The sequence below is a fragment of the Bacillus sp. FSL E2-8868 genome (assembly GCF_038005505.1).
Lineage (GTDB): Bacteria > Bacillota > Bacilli > Bacillales > Bacillaceae_G > Bacillus_A > Bacillus_A mycoides.
Genome location: NZ_JBBOTI010000004.1, coordinates 264701 through 291163 on the forward strand (window position 1 = coordinate 264701; position 26463 = coordinate 291163).

A 26463-nucleotide genomic window follows, 5' to 3' on the forward strand; every position below is an offset into this window, starting at 1 on the left:
TTTTTATTTCATTTTATAGAGTAAAGGGGGGATTCCGTAATGGCACATGTCAGTACGGAGGATGCGATGAAAGCAAGAAATATTGACTTGATTTCATATCTGGAAGCAAAGGGAGAAACGTTTAAGAAAGAGGGAAACTATTACCGTCATACGGAACATGACAGTCTCATCGTTAAAGGGAATCAATACGCCTGGAATAGTCGTGGCGAAAAGGGCTATGGAGCGATTAGCTTTGCGATGATGTACTATGAAATGACATTTCCGCAAGCTGTATTAGACATCAATAAAGGGGATTACAAAGAGTTTGATCGTTCAAAAGCTGAAGAGGAACGCAAAAAAGGGCAGCAGCCTTTTAGTTATCCAAAACACTTAGAGGTGCCGAAACAAACAGAAATCAAGCAATACTTAATTGATGAGCGGAAAATAGATCCTCGCCTGGTGAACTGGCTGATTAAAAAGGATCTTATCGTCCAGGATAAGAAAAACAATGTCGTGTTCAAATGGAGAGAAGAAGGTGGCAAAGGGCAAGTAATTGGAATGAACCGTCAAGGCACTGTAAAAATGGAGAATAAAAGAGGCAGCTTTAAACAAATCGTCCCGAATTATGAAAAAATCAATGCAGGTTTTACGGTTGATGTGGGTAAGCCGGATAAGATCTATTTTTATGAAGATCCAATCGACATGTTATCTCATTGGAGCATTAAACAAAATAATATCCAAAACGCTCGCCTGGTTTCTATGCATGGATTGAAGTCAAAAACAGTGATTCAATCTTTAATGGATGCGAAAAAAGAAGGGCACGATATTAAAGAGGTCATAATGGCAGTTGATAATGATAAGGCTGGGAAAGACTTCATTCAGACAATGAAATGCTTTGTAGATCTTAAAGAGGATATTCCAACGAATGAAAAAGATTGGAACGATGTCCGGAAGAAACAAGTGAGTGAGCAACAGGCAAAAGAAACAGCCCAACCAAAGAAAATGAAACCAATTAAAGAGGTGGAGCGAAGTGTCTAATCTACCAGAAATGCCAAACATATTACAAATTTTGATGTATGGTTTTATCCTTTATGTTCTTTTTCGTATTTGTAAATTTATGTACCGGAAGATCCAAGGGCGAAGAATATTAAAGCGAATGGCTAAGTCTGGTATTCGCTATATAGACAAAATGGATGGACGTCAATTCGAAGTGTATCTGAAGGCTCTCTTTCGAGAACTTGGGTACTCACCGATGGTTACAAAGCAGTCAAATGATTTCGGAGCGGATCTGGTATTGAAGGGGAAAAATCGTATTGTCATCCAGGCAAAACGCTACGGGATGAAAAATAGAGTCGGCATTAGTGCCGTACAAGAGATATATGCAGCACAAGCCTATTACAAAGCAAATGAGGGTTGGGTTGTAACAAACAGTGTGTATACAAGACAGGCGAAAGAATTAGCGGAAGCTTGCAATGTAAAACTAATAGATCGTGTAGAACTTCAGAAATTAATTAATAAAATCAATCCCGAATATTCGGCTGAAGATGTGTATCAAGGGGTAACACCTGCAGAACGGAAATGTCCAACATGTAAACATGATTTAGTTATTCGAAATTCGAATAAAACAGGAAATAAGTTTTTTGGCTGTTCTCAATATCCCACATGTACACATACAGAACCAATTAATACATGAGCTGTGATGAAAATCCGGCTCTTTTGTTATTTTTAGGAATTAATTATAAAAATCATACTCTCATCAAAAAACGGCTTCTCAGATTTCGTTTTAACAAATATTTATTTAGAAGTGAATGACATAAGACCTAAACAACAAGAAATGTGTTAAAAGCGAAAAGAAGCGGTTTAAAGCGAGTTAAGGATGTTATTAAGAATTTTTTATAAAATATCTGGAAAAAACAACAAATAACCTTGTAAGGTTGTTTTGTTTTACTATATAATAGCCTTACAAGGTTATTTTATAACGATAAGGAGTGAGAATATTGGAGAATACAGTAAAAGAAATCATTGATGATTTAGAGTATCTGTTCAGGAATGGAGAAATTGGCATGGAAGTAAGTAATCCGACTTACTATCAGAGGTTTTGCAAAGTATTGGATGCAACAGAAATGCGCTATGATTTACACATTCACGAATATGATGAGGATTCTCTAGTTGTTAAATTAGTGTAAAATACAAATGTTTAAGGGGTTTATTTTCTTGAAGTATAAAAAGGGGATGAGGAGGAAAAAGATATGAAAATTGGTACATCTGAATGGCTTTCTCTTAGTAAGGATATTAAGCTGAAGTTGATCCGTTTGGCTGTCATAGATAGTAAATTTAAGCAAGCAAAATAAAAACCCTTCATTTGCTTAACAGCAAACAAAGGGCTTGGTTAATGAGTGACTGAAGAAGAAGGAAATCTAGTCCATTTCCTTCTTTATTTATTGTAACATAAGAGGAAAAGCACAAACAAAGGAGAATTCCCATGAAAGAAATTAATAAATACATGACACCATCTGAAGCAGCTTTTTATTGGGGGATTCCTCGTGAGACAATTAAGAATAAATATAGCCCCTCCCTAATGAACGAGAAGCAAATAAATGATTTAGAGCGCATGTTACAAGAAGGTTTAGTGAAGTACTTTTTGCATCCTGAAGGGAAGCGTAAGGAATGGATTATAAGCCGACAGGCAATGTATGAATGGTTTGGAGAACCAAAAGACAAGTAAGAAAGGATGATAATAATGCAAGAGGAAACATTTTCTCTGTGGAGAGGATTCAAGAGTGCATTTAGTTTGATTATTTGGTTTTGGATCATTATGTTTCTCGTGTATGGAGAAAGCCTGTTACAATAGTAAAGAATAACTTGGGTACAAATTGATAATGAAATGGGGAAATATGCTGGATGAAAGCAACCGGAGTAACTAGAAAAGTGGATGAATTAGGGCGTATAGTAATTCCAAAGGAACTTAGAAATACGCTTGGGATTAAAGAAAAATCACCATTAGAGATTTTTGTAGAAGGGGAAGACATCATTTTACAGAAGTATCAGCCTGGTCATGTTTGTGCATTAACAGGAGAAGTGTCAAATCGTAACATAGCATTAGCAAATGGCAAGATAACATTAAGTCTAGAAGGTGCAGAACTATTACTAAAAGAAGTAGAACAATATCTTGTAAAATAAGTGCTCCTTTCAAGGGGCTTTTTTGCAAGGGGAATATATAATTTCACGTACCGTAATGTTTAATAAAAAACAAACTACATAAACAATAGTCTACATTTAATTTTTGTGCCTAATTAATCTGCTTAATGAATTCCGTCTCGTCTGTTTTGGATACTATTTTATGTGAAATGGAGATATTATTTTTATTTCGTATAGATTTCTTGCGAAATATGTACCTAGAGCAGTATTTCGATTTAAATGTGATACGATAGTGATATATTCTTTTTGCTAGTAAAAGGGGATGAGTGTCGATGAAAAACCACATAAAAGTAAATGGAAAAATCCTTCAAACAAATAAAAAATGGTCACATCTCAAGCAAAGACAAAGACAACATATTTCTAATTGGTTACGTAGAGAATATACACAGTTTGTAAAAACACATTATAGAAAACCTAAAAAGTATGAACATGATGAGATTCTTCATGAAGTGATGAATCAAATACAGGAACGTGAAATTTGGATTCCTAATGGTGAAGTAAAAAGATATTATCTAAGCAAAATAGGAAAATGGTTTAGAAAAATAGAAAGTGAATGGGAATCACAAATATCCAACAGTGAAAAGCAGCAGGTATTAGAAGAAAAGTAAATACAAAGAAACCAGGGGGCGCATTTCATGTTTAATTTACAAGAAGATATGTATGAACAATTGAAAGAGAAAAAAGAGGCAGTTACAGTATTTTTAAAGAATGGCGTTCCAGTACGTGGGAAGATCCTTGCAATGGATAAATTCACCGTTCTTATGATTGCTCATGGTAAACAACAACTAGTCTACAAGCAGGCAATTTCCACAATTCTTAAGTAATTCTTTTTCCTTTTTTCAAGGGAAGAGGAAAAAACAAAAAAAAATAGAAGATTGAGATCAATCTTCTTCAAAAAAAGGAACAGATGACAGATTACAGATTACTACTCCAACTCTTAATCAATTATATATAAGCGTATAGGAATATTTAATTCGTTCTGAATTTTCTCAACATATTTGTCTTATTTTTAAATTATAATAGGCGTACCGCCCGCATTTTAACAAAAATATACGCTAAGCAAAGCATTTAATCTCAAAAACATAGGTATTTGAGACAAAGTAACTTCAACTTAAAATAGCTTGAATAGTGTCTTAAAACTCATCTTTATATCAAAATCTCAATTCAAATTGTGTTATTGAGTTTTGAAAATCCCTTAGAGTATAAAAACGCTATTTTAGTTTAGCTGTAGTAATTGACAAAAAAGGACCCGCTATAAATAGCAGGTCCTTTCCTAAAATGGCAAAGAGTAACTCTTACCTTACTCTTCTCTGAATATAATATAATATTTTAATTAATAATGCAATATATTGATATAAAAAAATATATGTATTTTTAAAAATGAGAATACGCCCTAGTGCGGCGCATGACTAGGGCATAAAAGTTAGTTGGTAAATATCTTCATAATTAATACTAACACATTATTTATATGTAATGTATCCAAATTATAATATTCGAATTCTTTTCTAAATGGGATGATTTAGTATATATTGGGACGTCTACACAAGGGGCAATTGAAGGAAAGCAATTTACCCAAGAAGAAATGATGCAATTTGCAGTGTATATGCGAGAAAAAAGAGAGAAGTCATCATTGCATTAATCAAAAGAAATGCTATTATAGGGTGTTTTTGCCCATCCCCTCGAAAAGGGGGAATAAGATAAATGGCATTAAAACCTATTTACTGTTTGTTTTTATTCAGATGCCCCTCTCTACACTTTAAATATACCAGTGTATGGACAAAAGAAAAGACACCCTAAGGTGCCTTCCTCCGACTTGAACCACGTTTATTTAATATAAATTTATCCGTATTATCCCTTTGTTATACATGTAAACACATCCTATAAAACAGAATCGTCTATATACATCAGATTGTTAGTACACAAAATACAAGAGATTTGAGATCAATATTTGAGTGACGCCACATCTTATGTAATCTGGAATAGATTCACTGTATACTGTGAGGGTGACAGTAGGGTATTAATCATAGCGCCACACCTTGTTCATATTTCTTTACATCTTCCATAGTTTTAAATATTAACACATCAAAAACTCCTTTTTCATTCCCACATACGACAACAAACCCATCTGTTGCTTCCAGAACTCTACCAACGCCACCATCTGTAAGCGTAATGCTGGTAAGATGTTTTACGTTCAGTTTTTCTTCTTTTCGAATATAAGTAGTTATGGGTGTCCCTACAGGAAATGCGCTTGTGATATCTTCTGTTGTATATGTGCCATCTATCGATTGAGTTTGAGCTGCGATGGAATCATTTTGAGTGGCACATCCTGTTGAGCATATTAAAAGAATTCCAGTAATAATACTTACACAAGCTTTTTTTACCATTCACAAAATCCTCCTATAACTGTTCGTATTGTTAACCCATTTAGGATAACAAATTGTATATACGAAGTTTGTTGGTTTATGTGAGTCGTAAATCAACAAAGATACAAGTATTTTGGCAGAATGTGTTTCAAACAAAAGAAAAGACACCCTAAGGTGCCTTCCTCCGACTTGATAACCACTTTAATTTTAATAATATGTATTGGACTCTCATCCAAATGATATTTTATCATACTTTCCGGAAAACGAAAACGGATTCATTAACCTACTTAATAGTTTTATCCATAACCTCTTTATACTTATTAAACTCTTCATCTTTCATATCACCATTCATTTGCACAAGGAAATTCCCCTTAGCGTATGTATGTGAGAATAACATTGGAGCAGAGTTACTTAAATCATCATAGTACTTCTTAGTTTTCTCTAAGTCTTCTTTCTTACTAAATTCAAACACACGGCCGCCTTTATCTTCACCTAATTTTGGTGTAAGGATACGCTTCCCGTCTTTGCGCATGTTACCAAATTCCTTTTGTGGTAGATCCGTAGCATTTTCAGCTTCTATGCCAGCTTTCTTGAACTCACTAATAAGTGAAGTTGTAGTAACTGGTTCTGGCTTCTTAGCTTCTTGCTTAGGTTTAGATTCAGTTGCAGTTTTCTCATTAGAACCACAAGCAGCCAATCCCATAAGTAATGCGCTACATGCTAATACTGTAAGTAATTTGCGTTTCATTGTGTTACCCCCAGTATGTATTAGTTATATAAGCTAAAATCTTTTTTCTTATTCCCCCTTTTCGAGGGGATGGGAAAAAACACCCTATTATAAGGATTCTTTTTTTGTATCAAAAATCTACAAAGAAAAAAGATAAGATTGGGAACACAATCTTATCTTTAGCACAAGGAGTAAACAAAAGGATAACTATCATATTGTTATTATAATTTATTTTTTGTTAATTTCGAATATTAAAACCACAATTAACAAGTATATCTATATTGAGAAATTTATTACAAAATTAGCTATAAATGATTCAAAAAGCGAATGTAAACTTTTACCCAAAAGTTTACATTCATTTCCCTATAAACATTGACTTTTATCCATTTTAATTGATATTATAAAAAAAGACAAAAAAGTATACATTCAAATCATTGAAAATAAAGGGATTGAAAAACAGATGGATAAAAAGCAACATTTAATTGATGTACAACCAATTCGGAGCATAGAACAGCTTAATGATATGAAATGGTCGCTCAAACGTCATTGTTCAGATCGTGATTACATTTTATTTCTAATTGGTATTAATACGGGGTTACGTGTAAGTGATTTACTTAAAATGGAAACGAGTGAAATTTTAAAACTGAAGCGAAAAAAACGAAAAGAATTTAAAGTAAAAGAAGGAAAGACAAAAAAGGAACGTATCATAAATATTACATCTATTTTTGAGGAAGTATTGCCATACGCTGAAGATCTAAAAAGTACCTGGTTATTTCCTTCTCGAAAAGGTGATAAACCTATTAGTAAAATTCAAGCCTATCGACAGTTACAAAAAGCCGGAGATTTTTCCGGAGTCGAATCTTTAGGCACTCATACAATGCGTAAAACGTTTGGGTATTGGTTTTACAAGCAGACAAAGGATATTGCTATGTTACAAGAAATACTGAATCATAGTACGCCACAAATCACATTAAGATACATTGGGATTAACAAAGAAGAGAAAGATAATATTCTTGATACATTTCGCATCTAATCTGATAAAAAAGCGAATACATTTTAAAAAATAATTAATTAAAATGGACTCGCTTTTTTAAATGGGGTCCCGCCAACCAAATGACATAAAACCCACGTTAAGACACTTTGAATTGTCTTTAAAATAAAGCTATAAGATATCCACGGAAATTCCATCCTGCATACAAAATCCCACACATTATAAAAGGGGCAACAATGGGCCTTAATTTATTTGGTATGTACTGTGAAATCACTAAAAGTGCTGCATAAACAGCCAGTAATAAAGCGAATACTTTTATTGCTGGATATAGTAACCCCGCTACTTGTGATTGTATTTCTGGTGTATTAAAATTCATATTATCCCCCCTTCCGAATTTAAATCTTTATATAAATATAATACATTATATATTTTATAAAGAAAAGACACCTAAGGTGCCCCTCCGACTTGTGCCATCTTAATTTTAATAATGGGTTTCTTTGATCATCCCCTGAAAAAGGAGGGAATACAAAATATTTTATATAAATTGTAGACAAAGTTTATATTAGTCGCGAAATGCCGTCAGGTCCCGTGTAGAGAAGGATAAGTCAACAAAGTAGAGGGTAATATACAAAAAATAGAAATTGGAGGATGTATTATGTCAAAAAAAATAAGGAAGTTAAAACCTAAGTTAATCAAAGAGTTGAAAGAACTACAAAAAAACAGAGGAGAGATGCAACACTTTTTAACTAATTTTGTTCTTAATTTATGCCACCGTAGTGAATCTATGGTTTTTTTGAGAGAGAACTATAAGCCTACGGATAACGGAAAGCTTAAAGATTCTAAACCGTTTCAAGTATCTGTTGGTCTATATGTTAGTTCTTTAGTAACTTGTTGGGAAACTTTGTTTCGGGATTTGTTCGTATTTATAGTTAATAATGATAACGATATATATAATAGAATTCATTCTTTTTTGCAAGAAAAAAATATTGAGTTAGATACCGTTGATGCTATGGATATAAGTGTAAGCGAATATATGTCCAAGCAATTTAATTTTCAAGATTTAGCACAAACATGTGAAGCTTTTAATTTCCTCTTTGATAGAACTGAAGAACAAATAACAGATTATTTTGATGATGCAATTAACACTATCGGTGCATTTCAATGTAGTCGACCTAATTATATATTGCATTGGCTGCAACAAGGCAATATAGCTTTAGTTAAGAAAGAAATATTTGATACGCTTGAAGAAGCATTTAATATCCGACATAAAGTTATTCATGATGGGAATTTTTATATGGAAGTAATCCCAGAACAAATGGCGAGAATTGAATCATGTTTTATGATTTTCCCTCAATTCATAACAGCTTGGTTGGCTATTAAATATAATCAAAAGAGGATGGTAGCTTTTGAAAAAAATGGAGGAACCGTAATGGTGTTAACTACTGATTTTATAGAGAATTCGGCAATTAAAATTCTTGATGTATCTGATTTTAGTGCAAAAGATTACATAGTAGTTCCTGATGCAAAATAATGGAGATAGTTAACAAATATCTATTTTATAGTTGATATGTGAACATAACTACACTTTTGTTTTTTATTTATAAATTATTACTGAATATAGATATACGCTGTTCTATAAGAATGCACCATTCTTCTTCATTTACCTATATTTATACTTTCACTAATTTATTATGTTATAGATATTGATTTATAGCATTTTGTGCAAAATGAATAATTGGGATTTCCAAGAATTAAAACCTGATAACCCCTCTTGTTTTCTCGAATCACGCAATTCCCAAAAATAAATACTTATATTTATAGTATTTGTTATATAATGGAATGAATACTTAATAAATATGGTTCCCTCGTTATGAATAATGAGATAATTTGTATGTCCCGTGTATTCGCTTTAACCTAAAAAGAACTTGTAGTGATTCTTACAAGTTCTTTTTTTTTTTTTTTAAAATTCAAATAAATGAAAATCCATGATAAGTCTCCTCATTTGACCCTTAACTAGAAAAAACATCTATTAATCTAACTAGTTGACTTTCTAAACATATGCTATTTATCAATTAGCAAACTAATTGGGAGCAAATTTCTTAAACCAGGGATACTCTGGATAGTTTTATCTAATTCCTTCAATTTTTCCTCCCTCTCATTAGGAGATACCTGCAAACCACCAACTATACTTTTCCCTTTAAATACAATAGAATCAGTATTCCCTTGTTTCAATTCAATTAATTTAAATTCATTTTTTGACATCATATAGTGATTATTATTTATTGTAAGAGGGGATACAAGCATTCTATTTTTATCTTTATCTAACATAACAAACTCTTTCCCCTGATATTGTACAATTGTATAATCTTCTTTTTTCTCAGCTTTTGTATATCCATATTGAAAGAAAATCCATGATGAACCTATACCAATTGTAATGATTATAATCCCTCTTATTCCCCAGTTACATTGCTTCCAAATATAAGCCAATGGGTTTCTTCTATAAATAGCAACAATCCCTCTTAAACATAGCTTTAAAAGTCCATTTTTAATTGTTCCTGACTTCAATTTTTTTAGGGAAAGTACAATAAATAAAAATAGTAACATTACTAGTAAAATGAAAAAAAGTGCCCATACTCTAATACTTAATAGATTAGCTACATTAAAATTATATGAATCCTTTAATACTAAAAATGGTAGATAGCCAAGGACTAGCATAAGAAAAATTCCATTTGTAATTGCATTTATAGGAGCAAACTCTTTCCTATCATAGATTGTTCCTACCACTTCCTTAAAACTACCCACTTTATTTAAATCTGTTTCAATAATTGAATTTGAAAACGCACCTATTTTTGAATAGAAGCTTCTTAATTTCACTCTTATAAAAGTATTTTTTTTAGGAGCATTTTGCCTTGCATCCAGTATATTCATTATAAAACTTGCACACCAAATTAACATTCTTGAAATAAAATATAAAATACATACCCTGAGTATCAAAGAAGAAACATCATATACAGAACTAACAATTAAAGGTACATCTAGATCACTTAAACTTATATCATCTATACCATAGTAATCTCTAATTCCCTTTTGAAAAGAATAAGAGAAAAAGTAGATGGCTCCTGTGAGAACTGTGATAATCCATGCAGTATCTTGTAAATAAGATAATCTATCCTTTTGTATTTGCTCACCTTCTTTTTCCATTTGATAACTTTTTCTTTTTATTCTCTTTCTCACCAATACACACCCTATCTAACTAATTCTTGTAAACACTTCTAATACCTAATAACAGCTTTACCAATATAACCCTATCTTTCAATAACATTCTACCATTAGTTTTACTGTAGAAATAAAAGTTTCTGTAAAATCCTGTGCTTAAAATAAAAAAGATCCAATATCTAGCATCTACTCCTATTATTTTTTATAGGGGTATCGTCACCATATATGTACCAAACAGCAACTTACATATAGGTTTTCTTTATGAACGATAGTTCCTATTTATGACTCGTTTTTGCATTTATTTTGTCTAAAACCTTTTTTTATTGTACCTTCTATAATTTAAGGATTAGAATTGTAATAGTACATAATACAAATAGGGGGATTAAGATGAGAGACATAAAAGGAGCACGTTGGTATAAAACAGATTTACATCTACATACACCTGAAAGTCGGTGTTTTATTGAACAAGAGGTTACACCAGCACAGTGGGTTACTAGATGCATAGAACAAGGGCTAGATTGTGTTGCTGTTACAGATCATAATACAGGTGGGTATATAGATAAAATAAAAGAAGCTGCTAAGGGGACTAGCCTAACAGTGTTTCCAGGAGTAGAAGTAACTTGTAGTGATGCTAAAGTTCATATACTTGTATTATTTGATGTAGATAAGGGTACACAGGATGTTAATCATTTCCTTGCAAGATTAAAACTCGCTATGGAAATGTATGGTCATCAAAATGCTAAAGTTACTATGAGCGTTTTGGATGTTATCAAAGAAGCCCAGGAAGTGGGAGCTATAGCTATACCAGCTCATATAGATCAATACAGTGGACTTTGCGAAACAGATTTCGGAACGCAAAGTAGCGTGTTTAAGAATGAGAATGTACTGGGAGTCCAGGCTGTACATGAATTTTTCTATAACAATGAATTAGATTCACAATCAGAATTAAAATTATTACAAGACCTATACGGTGAAACTAACATAGCAGCAGAGAGAGCATTGAATTGGAAAAACACTTTAACTAATGCAAAAAAGCATCCAGTGTCTATTCTTACATTTTCAGATAATCCAGCAAGTGAGAAGGCCTCTAAACATGGTCTTTGGGGGATAGGTCAAAGATACACATGGATAAAAATGAGTGAAGATATTAATTTAGAAAGTTTGCGTCAAGCACTACTACTACCTGAAAGCAGAATAAGAAATGACTTTGAATCTAAAACAGCCCCTTACGAATTACCTAATGAATGGATAAATAGTATAAAAATTACAAACACTGAGATTAACAAGTCTGAAAATACATTTTCTTTTAGTCCTCAAATGACCACAATAATTGGTGGACGTGGGACAGGAAAATCGAGCATTCTTAGATTTATTAGAGGGTGTTTTAAATGTAATGAGGATTTAAAAGAACATAATGAAATTGCTAGTGAACAAGAAAAGTTTTATAGTGTATATAGTAAAAATGATGATTCTGGCGTTTTAAAAAACGATTCTGAGATAGAGGTAATTTATAATCGATACAATACTACCTATAAAATTATTGCATCTGATTTTAACGGCACCTCTCAAAAAAATACTTTTAAAAAGTGGGATCCTGAAACGGAACAATATGAAGAAATTACACAAGAAGAGCATGATTCTTTATTAAATTTATTTAAGTTTGATGTATATTCACAGAAACAAGTTTATGAAATTGCTAAAAAACCTAATGCTTTAAGAGATAAGATGGATAGTTCAATTGATGGAATGTATGAGCTCCAAGAAAATCTAAAAACAACTAAAATTGAGTACTTAACTAAATCATCAAAAATCAGATCAATTACTTCTCAATTAGAGGGGAAATCAAAATTATTAGCTGATATTGAAGACAAGCAAAATCAATTAAGAACGTATAAGGAAAGTGATTTTGAAGAGCTTTTTAATAAGTCCAATCAATTCTCTGAAGAAATAGATGAGATAAAAGTGTTCGGACAGGCAGTTATCAAAAGCTATCAACAGATTCAATCACTTGGTGAAACATTAGAACTATCAGAAATTAACTATAATAATATTTCTCACGATTATAAAGCGGAAATTAAAGATATTGAAGACCCTATAAAAGAAAAGTATGATAAAATCCATGCTCATATTTTGGACTTAAGCACTCAGATGATGAAACTAAGTGAAGAATTTAAAATTAGTTTGAAAGAGTCTAATTGGTTCTCCGCCTATAAAAAGAATACAAATGAATTTAAAAAAATAAAAGAAGATTTACAATCACAAGGTATTCAAACTCTTCATGACTTTGAGAAACTTAATGAAGAGCTTACAAAGAAGAACGAACAGCTAAATGTAATAAAAGCACAAGAAGAATTAAGAGAAACAGAAATACAAGAATTAGCAGGATTAAAGACTGAATACCTAAAAAAGAGGGAAGAAATTACAACAGCTAGAAAGAGCTTTATTCAAGAAGTACTAGGAGATAGTGATAACTTAAAAATCGAAATAAAAAGTTTTAGAGATAAAAAATTCTTTGAATATAACTTTAGAAAAATTATTCAAAAAGAAGACACCTTTAACGAAGATATACATAAAATTATTGAATTCTGCTTTAAAGGAAAAGTAGAAGTTAATATTCCAAATCTCCTAAATATTTTTAGGGATATAAGATCTGGTAAAAGTAATGAGCTTTTTTCAGGAAGGTTTATCCGTGTAATAAAAGAGTTAAATAAAGAACAAATGGATGAATTAACGCTTCTATATCCAGAAGATGAAGTTCAAGTTAAATATAAAGCTGCTAATTCTAATGAATATAAACCCTTATCTAATGCATCGGCAGGTCAAAAAACATCAGCCATATTGACTTTTCTATTGTCTTATGGAGAAGTGCCATTAATATTAGATCAACCTGAGGATGATTTAGATAATTCACTAATATACGAACTAATTGTTGAGAGATTAAAAACCTGTAAATCTAAAAGACAAGTAATTGTAGTAACACACAATGCGAATATTCCGGTGAACGGAGACTCAGAGTTAATTTTAGCTATGGATTCTAATAAAAGCGGATTAAATTTGTTAGCTTCTGGAAGTATTGAAGATGCCACGGTTAGAAACCAAATTTGTAAAGTGATGGAGGGCGGAGAAGCGGCATTTAAATTACGTGCCAAGCGTTATAAACTCTCTTAATAATAAGGATATGATGAAATTTGAGGTATAAGCCGGTACTTCAAAAAACTTTTTTAATTTTAATACTTACAAAAGAAGAATCATATTGAGGATTCTTCTTTTTATATATTCGTAAATGTGTAATTTTACAAATATTCTTTACTTTAATACATCTAGAAATAAAAAGAATCGATGATACCTCTATAAAAGTGTTTCGAAAGGTACACCTTTTGGGACTATCAAAATTACATAATATATTAGTTCCAAAACCTCACAAATTCATTTTTGAAATGCTTCTTAAAAACTGACACCTTTTGAAACAGGTTTGCTCGTTTCAAAAAAAATCAACCTGTTAATAAAGGTAAACCTTTGAGGATGTAACTCGCATCCTTATAAAATCAAGGATTATCACGTTTATAAATATGTTCTAAAACATTTTTAAACGTATATTAAATACCGATGACATTTACAAACTCCTTAGCGTACAATTTACTCGGCTGTTCCCTATAAGAGGACGAGTAAATAGAAGAAAAAAAAGCGACCAATTTCAATTAGTTTCTTTTTTGTCTTTATTGTTCCACCAATCCTTATTCTTCAATTCGATTGCGCCAGTGTAAAATAATCCTATTTTATCATCAGTATGTTTTGTTTCAACTTTCAAACTATAAATGCTAGGAGCTACAATCTGTCTACATATCAAAATCTTTATATTTGTTAACTGATAATTTTGAATGATATCAAATTTTTTTGTTGTTAGATTAATAGAGATGCGGTGTTATTCCTATTAAATGATTTTTACTGCAAAACCGGACTTGAAATATATTTTTCCGAAAAAACAGAAAAATAATGATAAATAGAAGGAACAATTAATTATAGATATAGTTTTTCAGTGAGTGAAATATAATTTTGTGTTATCAAATATTTGCATAGGAGGCAATTATATGAATTAAAATCCCCGCGTAAGTTTTATTAAAAAATAAAATAATAGTTACTATTCTATTTGTTATAGAAAGGACGAAGAGAATGTCAATAGTTCAGCGTTATACAACGACTACAAATGGTGCGATGACGTTTACAGGTAATACACTAGGATTTGGTTCGAATAATCCTAGCTATAATGACATTGGAGCATTCATTACGTTGGATCTTACCCAACAAGTTCCAAGTTATCCAATAGGTAGTACGTTAAATTGGAAATTGAATGCTTCTCAAGCAGTTCTGAAATTTCCTGTAGCTAGTGAAGTGCTGTATGCAGAGTTGATTTGGGGAGGTACCTCAAAATTTAACGCAGTGGATGTTACAGGAGATATTAACGTTCCCATTTCCTTAACTAACCCACAAGGTTCAATACAAACAATATCTCCTGATGCTACAACGGCCCAAGTAGTAGTACATGAAAATCACACATTTTATATTCGTACAGCTGATGTTACTAAACTAATAAAGGCGAGTGGAGCAGGTTCTTATACTGTAAGTGGGGTACCTGCCACAATCCAACGGCCAAGTAAAAGTAATGCAGCAGGATGGACGCTTGCTGTTATATATAAAAATCCTTCTTTACCTTCACGAAATATCAACTTATATGTTGGTGTGGCATCAGTTGAAAGAGGGAATGTAGTGGATCAAAAAGTTATGGGTTTTGGGACACCTGAATCCAAACCGTTTCAGGCAAGAGCTTTATTGACTGCTATCGAAGGCGACAGTTTCATTTCTAAGGATCAATTTTTATTTGGTCCATCCCCAAGCCAATTACAAGCCATTTCTGGACCGAATAACTTAGTGGATAACTTTTTCGCTTCACAGATTAATGATGATGGTGGAAATTTAGATACTAGTGGGACAGCGGGAAATAGTAATGTAACCCCAGGGCAAAAACAGTCTACACAGCGCTATGGCTGGGATATTACGAATGTGGATATTTCAAACGCCATGGAAATCTCACAAACTGAAGCGATTGCTCGGTTCAAAACAGATATGGACGGATTCATCCTTTCTGGATTAGGGATTCAAATTGATGTGAATAGTCCGGAACTCAAGATAGACAAACAAGTGGATAAAGATATAGCAATAGTCGGAGACGAGTTAACTTACACAATTTTAGTAGAAAATAGTGGACTAGTAGAAGCACAGAATTCCATTTTTAAAGATATTCTTCCAGATGAGTTAGAATTTGTGCAGAACAGCTTAACTATCGATGGGCAAGCCAAACCCGGAGAAAATCCAGCTAAAGGAGTTCATATCGGATCTGTAAGCATAGAAGGGCCAGTCGAGATCATATTTAAAGTGAAAGTGATTGCAGTCCCTACAGATGGAAAGGTGACTAATACGGGTAAGCTGGATTACGAGTTCCAAAGTGCAGCGGGTTTACCTCTCACATCAGGATCTAGTAGCTCAAATGAAGTAAATACTATCATTAAGCATGTACAAGTCGATCTCGTGAAAAGTGAAGATCGTTCGGTTTACGATAAAAAGGGAGATATTATCACCTACACGCTCGATATTACCAATAATGGAGATACTTCAGTAAATGCACTTTCTATTAAAGATGTCATACCTACAGGAACGGTACTCGTTCCAGGGAGTTTAAAAGTAAATGGTGCACCGGTGCTTGATGATTTAACAACAGGAATTCCTCTTGGTACATTAATTCCTGGCCAAACAGCTGTGATTACATTTCAAGTAGCGTTACAAAGTCCGTTGCCAGTGAAAGTAGATAACCAAGCAGAGGCAATTTATCAATTTCAGCTGAAACCAGGTAGCAATGTGCGTGAGGAAATAGTAACAAGTAACCTAATTACGGCATGGTTGGAGACCGATTGTCAAAAAGCACAAAATCAGATTTTTGAATCAGTAGCACAACAAGAGCTTGGTTTGATGAAAATCCTTCAAGCAGAAAGTGTAAAGGTACAAGAAGCGGTAAAGGCATTTGAAGAAGAGAGAATCTCTGCCCAAGAACTTGCTAGGATTAATCAGAGTGTCGAAAAAGTAGTCCAAAAAGCTACACAGTTGGAGAAATTATTAAAAGATAAATTAGAAATTGCTAAGCAGATTTGTTGTTGGTAGATTAGTGAGAAAGAAGCACAAGAATTTTTAGCTTTATTTAGATTGAAAAGGGGGAAGAATATGCCATTTATTCATCGTTTCACCCAAACAACCAATGGTGCGATTACATTTACAGGAAATACATTAGGTTATGCAGATGGAAGTACAGATATCGGGGCTTTTTTGACAACAGATAGCTCTAAACAAGTGTCAGGATATCCAGCTGGAAGTACATTGAACTGGCAAGAAAATTCCTCTTTGGCTATGCTGAAAATCCCTGCAGACAGTGAAATATTGTATGCCGAGTTGATCTGGGGTGGATCGACTAAAGATCAATATACTGATGTTCGTTCAGCTATCAATACTTCGATTTCTTTTACCACCCCAGCTGCTACTGTATCCATCGCACCAGATGCCTTCACTGCACGAGAAGAGTCCGTCTTTGGCGGTCAAGTTTTCTATGTTCGCTCTGCGAATGTAACTGAATTTGTACAAAAAGGTGGAGCTGGAACTTATATAGTAGGTGGTATTGCCGGAACGGTAAGAGATTGTACTTTTTTTCTAGCTTCTACCAATACAGTGGGATGGACGTTGGCTGTCGCTTATAAACATCCATTACTTAAAATTCGAAATATGAATATTTATGTTGGGTCTCAAGTGATTTCTATGTCTAATCCTCCAGTGGATGAGTTGATTTATAATTTTAAAACCCCAGAAGGTGGGGATATCCAGGGACGTGTCATGCTTACCGCACTGGAAGGAAACTCTAATCTTCCTGGCGATCGCTTTGAATTTGGTCCCGATCGTTCGTCGCTTTCGGTGATATCTGGGCCGAATAATCCTGGAAATAATTTTTTTGCGTCGCAGATTAACGATGATCTAGGAAATTTAGATACTAGTGGAACTGCTGGAACGCTCAATAAGCCTCTTGGATCAGACGGATTTGGCGTACGATCTGGTTGGGATATCACGAATGTAGATATTTCTCACACGTTGCATCATAGTCAAACCGAGGCGATCGCCCGTATTGCGACGGCGCAAGATACCTATTTGGTGAGTGGATATGGAGTACAGATTGACGCCAATAGCCCAATCGTAAAAATGAATAAGTCGGGGGATAAAAAACAAGCTGTAGTAGGTGAAATAGTAACTTACACTTTGGAAGTAAAAAATGATGGCTATGTAGATGCGACTAATGTGATTTTTCAGGACTACTTAGATCCAGAACTTGAATATTTACCAGATAGTTTACGAATCAGAGGTGTGGCATGGCCAGGACAAGATATTGCTAAGGGTGTAAACATTGGTACTTTGGCTGTAGGAGAAACAGTCCTCATCACGTATCAAGCGAAAATCATGAAAGAGCCTGATGATAAAGTGGTGCATAATCAAGCATCGATGATCTTTGATTTTCAGAGTAGACCAGATTTACCTATTTCGACAGCGACGAGTATTAGTAACAAACCTGGGATTGAAGTGATTGAGCCACCTACCTGTGAAGAAGGGAAAAATCAGATTATCCAAACGATTGCTGAGGCGGAACAAAGCATTGCTAGGATTATGCGGGCAGAAGCAGAAAAAATTGAAGTAGCTGCTCGTGCGTTTGGAGATAAGAAAATAGAAGTCCAAGATCTCATCGCTGTCAATGAAAGTGTGGAGGATATGTTAGACAGCCTAATCGTACTAGAATCAGTGCTTAAAGATAAACTCGCTGTTACCCAAGAAATTTGTGATTTTTGCTCATAACATCCATATATAATTTGATTCGATGATGGAAAGGGTGATGAAATATGTCTCAAAGTCGGGGGTATGTAAATATGAAAACTGAGGCGAATAGATTAATGGAGGATAGTCTGAAGATGGAAATAAATAAAAAAGTAAACAAAAATGAGGCAAAAGTAAAAGATATTTTGACTTATACCGTTCTTGTAACAAATATGGATCCGGTTGACGCACAAAACACTATCTTGAAAGATATCCTTCCAAAAGAGTTGAAGTTTGTTCCAGGTAGTGTCTTTGTGGATGGTGTGCCTCAACCTAGTGTGAATGTAAATAATGGGATTAAGCTAGGAATGGTAGGAACAGGAGAACTGATTGAAGTGACATTTCAAGCGAAAGTAATCAATATTCCTCCAGATGAGCTAGTGAAAAATAAAGCCACCTTAAATTATGAATTTGAAAGTGCTTCTGGATCGCCTATCAAAAAAGGAGAAGCAGCCAGTAATATAACAGAGACAAAAGTGATTGTGCGTCCTCCTACTAACTGTGAGAACAATCAAAGTACCATTGAATTTTCAATTAAACAGGAAGAGAAGGCCATTCAGGAGTTACTGGATGCAGAAGCAGAAAAAATAAGGACGGCAAATCAAGCCTTTAATAGTGGCAAGATTACAAAAAATGAACAGAATTTGATTATTCAGAGTGAAAATAGTGTTTCTCAAACATTATCTACATTGAAACAAGAACTACAGAACAAGAGAAATACGATTCAGGATTTATGTAGTGGTTGCAAGTAGAGAAGAAGAGGATGTCTTACTTTTCCTCAGATGCTTTTGAAAAATAGGGAATCTGATTCATCACTAATAAGGTATGAATTACAGAAAAGAAAGGGAGAGGCACATGTCTAATTTTCCGAAAGTGAGTATAGAAAAGGAAGTAGACAAAATTGATGCGGTGGTAGGAGATATTCTAACATATACGTTTACCATTTCCAATGATAGTCTAATTGATGTTACTAATTGTCATTTTAAGGATTTTCTATCAGAAGAGGTGCAGTTTGTCCCGAATAGTGTGGAAATTGACGGTGAATCAAAACCTGGTGAAGATCCAATGAAAACGATTGTACTTGATAGACTATCCATTGAAGGGCCTATCATCATTACATTTAAAGTTGAAGTGATTAAACCTCATTCTAGTGGAGTGATTAGGAATAAAGCTTACATGGGCTCTCAGTATTCAGGTGGTTATGTAGATGCGGTCAGTAACGAAGTACAAACCAATGTGCCAGCAGGACGAACAACCTGTGAATGGTCACGTGACTTAATCATTCATTCCATCGCACAAGAGGAAAAAGGCCTAGCCACGATTCTTTACATGGAAGGCGAAAAGATTCAAGCAGCGATTAATTCATTCCGAGGTGGCCGGATTAAAGTGACGGATTTGCTAGCAATTAACAAGAGTGCAAAGAAAGCAGTTCAGCAAATTGCTAATCTGGAAAAAGAGTTGAAGAAAAAGTTAGATCAAGTTAAAGACCTATGTTGTGGTTGTAAGTAGGGATAGAAATAGATAAATAGAGAAAGGGTGAGAATCATGGCGTTTATTCAGCGATATTCAACCACGACTAACGGAGCGGTTACTTTTACTGGCAACACACTGGGTCTAAGTAATACCAATATCAGTTATACAGATATTGGTGCATTTATCACATTAGATTTGTCTAAGCAGGTACCAGGATATCCTGCAGGTACCACACTGGATTGGAAAGAAAATGCTTCTGCTGCACAGCTTCGCTTACCAACGGGAAGCATAGTATTATATGCAGAGCTAATTTGGGGTGGATCAACAAAAACGAGTACCGAGGATGTGACGAGTGAAATAGATCGGGCCATAACGTTAATCTCGCCAAAAGGGAGCACCCTCATTACGCCAGATCCGACTACGAGTCAGCAAGTAGCTCAGGCGAACCAAATATTTTATGTTCGCTCTGCCAATGTTACTAGTTTTATAGATGCAGGTGGGGCTGGTAATTATACTGTCAGTGGTGTACCAGCGACAGTACAAAGATATAAAGGGAACAATGTGGGGGGATGGACTTTATCTGTGGTTTATAAAGATCCTACACTGCCTCTTCGAAATATGAACATTCATGTCGGAACTGCATCGATTGAGAAAACGGGATCAGTAAGCCAGAAAATTTCTGGCTTCTCTACGCCTGAACTTGGTGATGTCAAAGCAAGATTGTTGCTAACCGCAATGGAAGGAGATTCAAAGATTCCAGGAGATCAGTTGCTTTTTGGAAAAGATGCCTCTTCTTTAAAGCCCATTTCAGGTCCCAATAATCCGATTGACAACTTCTTTGCTTCACAAATTAATGATGATGCAGGGAATCTAGATACGAGTGGTACCTATGGGAATGTAAATGTCACACCAGGAAGTGCCGGACCAGCAGTTCGTTATAATTGGGATATTACCAATGTGGACGCTTCTACAGCTATGGAGAATTCACAAACGGAGGCATTAGTTCAACTGACTTCGAAATCAGATGGTTATATAGTGACAGGTCTGGGTGTCCAAATTGATGTGAATAGTCCAGAAATCAAAATTAATAAAGAAGTAGATAAAGAAGCAGCTATCGTGGGTGAAATCCTTACTTACACTCTATTAATTGAAAACAGTGGAATGACCGAAGCACAAAAAACTATTTTAAAAGACACTCTTCCACCAGAATTAAAGTTTGTTGAAGGCAGCTTACAGATCGATGGCGTTCCTATACCTGGTGGAGATCCGAAAAAAGGAGTAGACATTGGTTCCATATCTATCGAAGGCCCGACGGAAGTTACCTTTCAAGCCTTAGTATTAAAAGTGCCATCAGACAATAGAGCGGTGAATAAAGCTACTGTCGTGTATGATTTCCAAAGTGCCCCAGGTTTACCGGTCTCTTCAGGTACAGCAGATAGTAATGAAGCCATTACGGTCATTCGAAAAGTAGAGGTAGAGGTAGTTAAACGGCAAGACATGTCGGTTTATGTCAAAGCAGGTAACGTTATAACCTATACCATTGAAGTTGCTAATACAGGTGATACACCACTGACCGATGTCGTAATTGAGGATCAAGTTCCAAATGGAACGAAGTTGGTTCCAGGTAGTTTACAGATAGATGGGCGTCCTCTCTCAGGCAATATAGAAAGTGGCGTGAATATTGGTACGGTAGAGCCCGGGACGACGACCAGAGTCACATTCCAAGTGTTGATTGATAACCCAGTGCCTAAGAAAGTGGCAAACAAAGCAAAAGTTGATTATAAATATAGGCTTATTCCTGATGGGCAAATTTATCGTAAAGAAGAAATGACGAATGAAGTGACAGCTATTCACGAAAGCAATTGTAAAGAAGCACAGAAGAAAATCGTGACAGGTATTGGAGAAGCTGAGTTAGCGGCTGCAGGAGTAATCGTAGCAGAAAAATTAAAAATACAAGATGCAATTCGGGCCTTCAACGAAGGGAAGCAGAGTGCAGAAGAATTACTCAATGAGAATGAACAGTTGACCCACAAACTAACAAAAATAATTTTAGACGAAAAATTGCAGCAAAATACATTGCAAAAAGCAAAAATACTTTGTTGCGATGGTATTGACGGGCTTGACTACAGTGGTGTCTATATCATCAAAAATAAGGGAAGTCAAAAAGTATTAGATATATCTAGCGCCTCAAAGGATAATGGTGTAAACGTGCAACAATGGGAGTATAACGGCGGAGATCAGCAAAAATGGGAACTAGAGAAGCTGGCAGATGGGTATTATAAAATCAAAGCAGTTCATAGTGGGAAATTGCTTACTGTGTCCGGAGCTTCAAACAGTGATGGTGCGAATGTAGAACAATGGGAAGACATTGGTGGAGACAATCAAAAATGGAAAATCGAAAAAAGTTCGGATGGAACGCTTAAATTGATAGCTAAGCATAGCGGCCAATTACTTGATCTGAAGAGTAGTTTACAAAACAATGGTGCTAATATTCAACAATGGCCAGACAATGGTACAGATGCTCAATGTTGGGAATTGACAAAATTAAAATAATACTTTTTATAAAATAAAGTATGTGTTGCGATATAGTAGCACAAAGTAGAAGTATTTGCTTTTAATAAAAACGGTAGAATTAACTTTAATAAGAAAAAACATGAGTCATTGAGAAGTATAGACTCATGTCTTTTTTGTGTTATGGTGTAAAAAATTATTTAATAGAGACATAGAGCCAAAACAATCTGTTCAATTGTTACTTTGAAATAACGTTAGGATGTTTGTAAACATTATGTTCTCTTTTGTGGAAAAGGACCGGCAAGCTGAGGAGATTGCTCTCGCCCAAAAACAGGGGGAAACGTTTAGGACGTCCTCTAGTTGAAATTACAAGAGAATATAGTGAACTACTCGCCACTTAGCAAAGCTTGAAGTGGGAGCTTCTCAGTTCCACGACGAAAGTAACCTTCCGTCTCCCTGTCGGCATCCGCCCTAGAATAATTGTCTTTACACCAGATGGCACTCGTGCCTATGTTACAAATCAAGCTAGCAATACTGTTTCTGTTATTGATACTGTTACTGATACAGTTATTACTACAATTAATGTAGGTATCGAGCCTGTTGGTATAGCTATTACACCGGTTGGAACTCGGATTTACGTTGTGAATAAAGTTAATAATACTGTTTCAGTGATAAGTACGTTGACAAACACTGTAATTGGTATCATTCCTGTTGCACTATCCCCTGATCAAGTAACCATCATACCAGATGGTACTCGTGCCTATGTTACAAATCAAGATAGTAATATTGTTTCTGTTATTGATATTGCTACAAATACCGTTATCGCTACTGTCCCAGTAGGTGTTGCGCCAACTGGTATAGCAACCGGAACTATTTGCGAATAGTATAAAGAGCAGAGAGACACTAATCACGTTTCTCTGTTTTTTTATTTCTTTTTACATATCAATCCTAGGAAGTGATGACTCTTTTATTACTGACAAAAGAGAGGGGAAACCTCTCTTTTTTTGGGTGGAAATGCTAAGACAAGAGGTACTCACCCATCGCTATAAAGCTAAGGTTCTAGTGCAAAAAGATAATAATTTGAAAATGGAAATAAATCTTTTGTTTCCTTGTTTTGCTGTGCCAGCAAAACTATATCCAGTAGTATTTGAAAAGCTAGTTTGTAAACCATCCACTCTTTTAACCATAAAGAAGATTTAACGTTAGCGGACAGGAATACATTAAGAATGTATAAAGAGTAAATTATTCTAGTATAAATATAGAAGAAAATTATGAGGTGGAAATAGCAGCTAGAGATAAAAAGTTTCCGTAATTCGAGTGGGGGGAAGAATTTGAAAGTGCAAAAGGATTTTATTTTCTTTTGTGGAATGTTATTCATATTTATCTTATTAAAATTTAGAAAGGAGAATATTTATGAAACATTCCTTATTGGAGACAAATACAGATCCAGGAAAGAAAGAATCATTGCTTACACGGTGTGCAAATGTATTTTCGAGATGGTCTCAGAAATATGTCCCGGATGCTTTTGTTATAGCTGTGCTGCTCACTTTATTTACTTTCATTATAGCTTTGCTGATGAATCCCTCAAATCCGTACAAAATCGTAAAATCCTGGGGGGATGGGTTTTGGACTTATTTAACTTTTACAATGCAAATGGTATTGCTAATGGTTACAGGGATGACGTTAGCTTCCGTCCCATTTGTTAATAGAGGCTTGCAGTCAGTTGCTAAGTTAGCCGATACACCTCAAAAGGCTTATACGATGACATTTTTTATCAGTGCAATTGCATACTATATCAATTGGGGACTAGCGGTAGTTGTGGGAGCGATTATTGCGAAGGAAGTAGCGAAAAAGAATCCGAATGCACATTTTCCATTACTTGTCGCAGCTGCTTATGCTCCGACTGCCTTATATAGCGCAGGTCTCTCCAGTTCTATTGGCTTGACAATTGCCACAAAGGATCATTTTCTTGTAGATATGATTGGAATTATTCCTACCTCACAAACAATCTTTAGTTACTCTACTCTAATTATTTTTTTCACTCTATTCATCACGATGCCAATTATTATTGTACTTATGGCTCCAAAAAGCGGGATTATTAGGTATAAAGCACTCGAAACAGATACAAATTCTTTTGTAAAACCTCCTCAAAAGGATTTAACTGCTGCGGAAAAACTGGAATGGACACCGGTTCTAGGAATAGTATTAGGTGCAATCGGCACGTTGTATTGTGTGTATGAATTCATGAACGGTCATAGTTTGGATTTAAATATCATTAATTTGTTTTTCTTGTCACTTGGCTTGCTCCTGCATGGTTCTCTTGGAAACTTTGCACAAGGATTCAAAGAATCTGCGCAATCCATTTCTCCAATTATCCTACAGTTTCCGTTTTATGCGGGGATTATTGCTGTTTTAGGTGGTTCAGGATTGGGAAGCTCAATCATTGAATGGATGGCATCCATTGCGTCAAAGGATACATTTGATATATTTACATATTGGTCAGCGGGATTGGTGAACTTATTGGCGCCATCTGGTGGGGGGCAATGGGCTTTACAAGGGCCACTGCAGGTCCCGGCAGGATTGAAGTTAGGTGTAGATCCGGCTACTATCGCTATGGCGGTAGGCTGGGGGGACGCATGGACAAATTTGATTCAGCCGTTCTGGGCACTACCTCTTTTAGGAGTGCTGGGATTGAAAATTAAAGATATCATGGGTTATTGTTTCATTCTCTGCATTTGGGTCGGGATTGTTACCAGTTTATTAATGTTATTTGTATATTAAATTTCATAGGAATACGCATCACTATCAAGTCAAGAGCTTGAAATACCCTCCTTAAAATGAAAGTAAAACGGATCTAGAAGTACAGACGGAGCATTTATGAACACCCTAGATTTCAGTATCAACTTTCCAGATATCTATGGAATTCCATGTAGGAAAGGCGATTTTTAATTTCAAGGAGGTTATTTAGATGGAATCTAGTAAAGCCATAGTGTGGATTAATGTATTTAATGCCAAACCAGGTAAATTAGATGAATTAGTTGCTATCCAAGCTGAAGAACTACTTAACTTTAAGAGAAAAGGTGCAGCTTCAGAACAGAAGAAATCGTTTATTTGGTAAATAAATTAAAGGCACGTGATTTAATTGAACAATGTAAAATAAAGAGTATCATTCATCCATTATTAGCAGCCCATGTTTTTCGTGAAGCTGATAGATTTCTTGAAATAATTGATATGTTTGATGCTCATCTTACAAATATTAAATCACAATCTAGATAGTAGAAGATAAGGAAAGATACTAGTTTGCCTTAAGTTGAGAAGTTAACAATTTATTGTTAGCTTCTTTTCCTTGTGATGGATTCATACGTTATTTTATTAAATATTCCCAAGGGGATTTTTAACCCCTTTGTTTATAGTCTTTTGAATGTATAATTTCTTTTTATTAATTCTGGATATTAGGAGGATTGACGGGAAGGCAATGGTTTCGGTAATTTGAAAGTAAACTAATAATAAAAACTTTACTCTCATGGATGATAAAGAAGTTTAATTATTTAAGGTTAATTTAAGGGGGATTTTATAGATGTTTCCATAATATATAATATAATCATTATATTAAGTTATATATAATGATTGTGACTTTTGGGATGGATTTAAAGATGGAGTCAGTTCTAAAACTGAAAAAGTAGAAAATCAGAAGAAAAAATAAAACTTTTATTTATGTTTTGAAGAACAAAAGACGACCTATTTATTGTCGTCTTGTTAAGTAATAAAAAAATTGTTTAGTTTACAATAAAGTTGTTTAAAAAATAATAAAGTTGTTAAAAAATGCGGGCCATTTAATGGAGTAAGTTTGTGGAACTAAAGAAACATCATAAAGAAAATTGTGGGATTTTCAAAGGCAATAGGTACATAAAAAGAGAACATATTTATTAATGCTATTTGAATTACTGAAAGGAGAGGGTAGAATGAAAGATAAATTATTGAGGGTTGGACCTATTTATATTCCTGTTACCAATGTAGAACTTTCTTCAAAATGGATTCTTTTTCATTATCGT

General features: G+C 34.4%; 21 protein-coding genes and 4 pseudogenes. 20 read left to right on the forward strand and 5 right to left on the reverse strand.

Going from position 1 to position 26463, the window contains the following annotated elements; translation table 11 throughout:
• Window positions 1-39 precede the first annotated feature (39 nt).
• The 7 genes from NSS74_RS26375 to hfq all read left to right on the forward strand — a co-directional run bounded on the left by NSS74_RS26375 (window position 40) and on the right by hfq (window position 4001).
• Window positions 40-1017: a DUF3991 and TOPRIM domain-containing protein gene (locus tag NSS74_RS26375; protein WP_340814617.1), complete on the forward strand. Its 978-nt coding sequence runs from the start codon at window positions 40-42 to the stop codon at window positions 1015-1017.
• Complete coding sequence (locus NSS74_RS26380; RefSeq protein WP_340814619.1) at window positions 1010-1672, forward strand: restriction endonuclease; 663 nt, start codon at window positions 1010-1012, stop codon at window positions 1670-1672. Before NSS74_RS26375 ends, NSS74_RS26380 begins: the two co-directional genes overlap by 8 nt.
• A gap of 304 nt (window positions 1673-1976) precedes the next feature.
• The gene (locus NSS74_RS26385) at window positions 1977-2165 is read left to right on the forward strand and encodes a hypothetical protein (protein WP_002130399.1); all 189 of its coding nucleotides are present in this window, start codon (window positions 1977-1979) and stop codon (window positions 2163-2165) included.
• Window positions 2166-2461: 296 nt separating this feature from the next.
• On the forward strand, window positions 2462-2704 hold the full coding sequence (locus NSS74_RS26390) for a hypothetical protein (RefSeq protein WP_002130397.1): 243 nt from the start codon (window positions 2462-2464) through the stop codon (window positions 2702-2704).
• 176 nt (window positions 2705-2880) lie between these two features.
• The gene (locus NSS74_RS26395; RefSeq protein ID WP_061664313.1) at window positions 2881-3159 is read left to right on the forward strand and encodes an AbrB/MazE/SpoVT family DNA-binding domain-containing protein; all 279 of its coding nucleotides are present in this window, start codon (window positions 2881-2883) and stop codon (window positions 3157-3159) included.
• Between the two features lie 290 nt (window positions 3160-3449).
• A complete protein-coding gene (locus NSS74_RS26400) occupies window positions 3450-3785 on the forward strand; it encodes a hypothetical protein (protein ID WP_002130394.1) in 336 nt (111 codons plus the stop codon).
• Between the two features lie 27 nt (window positions 3786-3812).
• Window positions 3813-4001, forward strand: a complete 189-nt coding sequence (gene hfq / locus NSS74_RS26405) for an RNA chaperone Hfq (RefSeq protein ID WP_002193624.1) — start codon at window positions 3813-3815, stop codon at window positions 3999-4001.
• Window positions 4002-5198: 1197 nt separating this feature from the next.
• Here hfq and NSS74_RS26410 read toward each other — a convergent pair.
• Together NSS74_RS26410 and NSS74_RS26415 are read right to left on the reverse strand one after the other, a co-directional pair.
• Complete coding sequence (locus NSS74_RS26410; RefSeq protein WP_002193625.1) at window positions 5199-5561, reverse strand: hypothetical protein; 363 nt, start codon at window positions 5559-5561, stop codon at window positions 5199-5201.
• Window positions 5562-5823: 262 nt separating this feature from the next.
• Window positions 5824-6288 (reverse strand): stress protein, encoded by a 465-nt coding sequence (locus NSS74_RS26415; RefSeq protein WP_340814622.1) that lies wholly within the window; start codon window positions 6286-6288, stop codon window positions 5824-5826.
• Between the two features lie 439 nt (window positions 6289-6727).
• Between NSS74_RS26415 and NSS74_RS26420 the strand changes: the two genes are divergently transcribed.
• A complete protein-coding gene (locus tag NSS74_RS26420; RefSeq protein WP_340814623.1) occupies window positions 6728-7300 on the forward strand; it encodes a tyrosine-type recombinase/integrase in 573 nt (190 codons plus the stop codon).
• Window positions 7301-7418: 118 nt separating this feature from the next.
• On the opposite strand, the gene NSS74_RS26425 is transcribed toward NSS74_RS26420, so the two are convergent.
• On the reverse strand, window positions 7419-7634 hold the full coding sequence (locus tag NSS74_RS26425) for a hypothetical protein (RefSeq protein ID WP_137058689.1): 216 nt from the start codon (window positions 7632-7634) through the stop codon (window positions 7419-7421).
• A 279-nt stretch (window positions 7635-7913) separates the two neighbouring features.
• Here NSS74_RS26425 and NSS74_RS26430 point away from each other — a divergent pair, with 279 nt between their 5' ends.
• Window positions 7914-8789 (forward strand): hypothetical protein, encoded by an 876-nt coding sequence (locus NSS74_RS26430; RefSeq protein ID WP_137058690.1) that lies wholly within the window; start codon window positions 7914-7916, stop codon window positions 8787-8789.
• 530 nt (window positions 8790-9319) lie between these two features.
• On the opposite strand, the gene NSS74_RS26435 is transcribed toward NSS74_RS26430, so the two are convergent.
• Complete coding sequence (locus NSS74_RS26435; protein WP_340814624.1) at window positions 9320-10492, reverse strand: hypothetical protein; 1173 nt, start codon at window positions 10490-10492, stop codon at window positions 9320-9322.
• Window positions 10493-10861: 369 nt separating this feature from the next.
• On the opposite strand from NSS74_RS26435, the gene NSS74_RS26440 reads away from it, so the two are divergent.
• The 7 genes and pseudogenes from NSS74_RS26440 to NSS74_RS26470 form a co-directional block, all read left to right on the forward strand.
• The gene (locus NSS74_RS26440) at window positions 10862-13642 is read left to right on the forward strand and encodes a TrlF family AAA-like ATPase (RefSeq protein WP_340814626.1); all 2781 of its coding nucleotides are present in this window, start codon (window positions 10862-10864) and stop codon (window positions 13640-13642) included.
• A 1002-nt stretch (window positions 13643-14644) separates the two neighbouring features.
• Window positions 14645-16684 (forward strand): DUF11 domain-containing protein, encoded by a 2040-nt coding sequence (locus NSS74_RS26445; protein ID WP_340814627.1) that lies wholly within the window; start codon window positions 14645-14647, stop codon window positions 16682-16684.
• A 60-nt stretch (window positions 16685-16744) separates the two neighbouring features.
• Window positions 16745-18409: a DUF7507 domain-containing protein gene (locus tag NSS74_RS26450; protein WP_340814629.1), complete on the forward strand. Its 1665-nt coding sequence runs from the start codon at window positions 16745-16747 to the stop codon at window positions 18407-18409.
• 44 nt (window positions 18410-18453) lie between these two features.
• Window positions 18454-19179 (forward strand): DUF11 domain-containing protein, encoded by a 726-nt coding sequence (locus NSS74_RS26455; protein WP_340814630.1) that lies wholly within the window; start codon window positions 18454-18456, stop codon window positions 19177-19179.
• A 103-nt stretch (window positions 19180-19282) separates the two neighbouring features.
• Window positions 19283-19936 (forward strand): DUF11 domain-containing protein, encoded by a 654-nt coding sequence (locus NSS74_RS26460; RefSeq protein WP_340814631.1) that lies wholly within the window; start codon window positions 19283-19285, stop codon window positions 19934-19936.
• Window positions 19937-19972: 36 nt separating this feature from the next.
• On the forward strand, window positions 19973-22453 hold the full coding sequence (locus tag NSS74_RS26465; protein ID WP_340814632.1) for an RICIN domain-containing protein: 2481 nt from the start codon (window positions 19973-19975) through the stop codon (window positions 22451-22453).
• 416 nt (window positions 22454-22869) lie between these two features.
• Window positions 22870-23295, forward strand: a pseudogene (locus NSS74_RS26470) (YncE family protein); the annotation flags it as partial.
• A gap of 201 nt (window positions 23296-23496) precedes the next feature.
• On the opposite strand, the pseudogene NSS74_RS26475 reads toward NSS74_RS26470, so the two are convergent.
• Window positions 23497-23592, reverse strand: a pseudogene (locus NSS74_RS26475) (D-alanyl-D-alanine carboxypeptidase); the annotation flags it as partial.
• Window positions 23593-23824: 232 nt separating this feature from the next.
• On the opposite strand from NSS74_RS26475, the gene NSS74_RS26480 reads away from it, so the two are divergent.
• From NSS74_RS26480 to NSS74_RS26495, 4 genes and pseudogenes are all read left to right on the forward strand, one after another.
• A complete protein-coding gene (locus tag NSS74_RS26480; RefSeq protein ID WP_340814633.1) occupies window positions 23825-25192 on the forward strand; it encodes a short-chain fatty acid transporter in 1368 nt (455 codons plus the stop codon).
• A 187-nt stretch (window positions 25193-25379) separates the two neighbouring features.
• A complete protein-coding gene (locus NSS74_RS26485) occupies window positions 25380-25529 on the forward strand; it encodes a hypothetical protein (protein ID WP_187770562.1) in 150 nt (49 codons plus the stop codon).
• 2 nt (window positions 25530-25531) lie between these two features.
• Window positions 25532-25687: pseudogene (locus tag NSS74_RS26490) on the forward strand (DUF2935 domain-containing protein); the annotation flags it as partial.
• Between the two features lie 686 nt (window positions 25688-26373).
• A pseudogene (locus NSS74_RS26495) lies at window positions 26374-26445 on the forward strand (VOC family protein); the annotation flags it as partial.
• Between the last annotated feature and the right edge of the window lie 18 nt (window positions 26446-26463).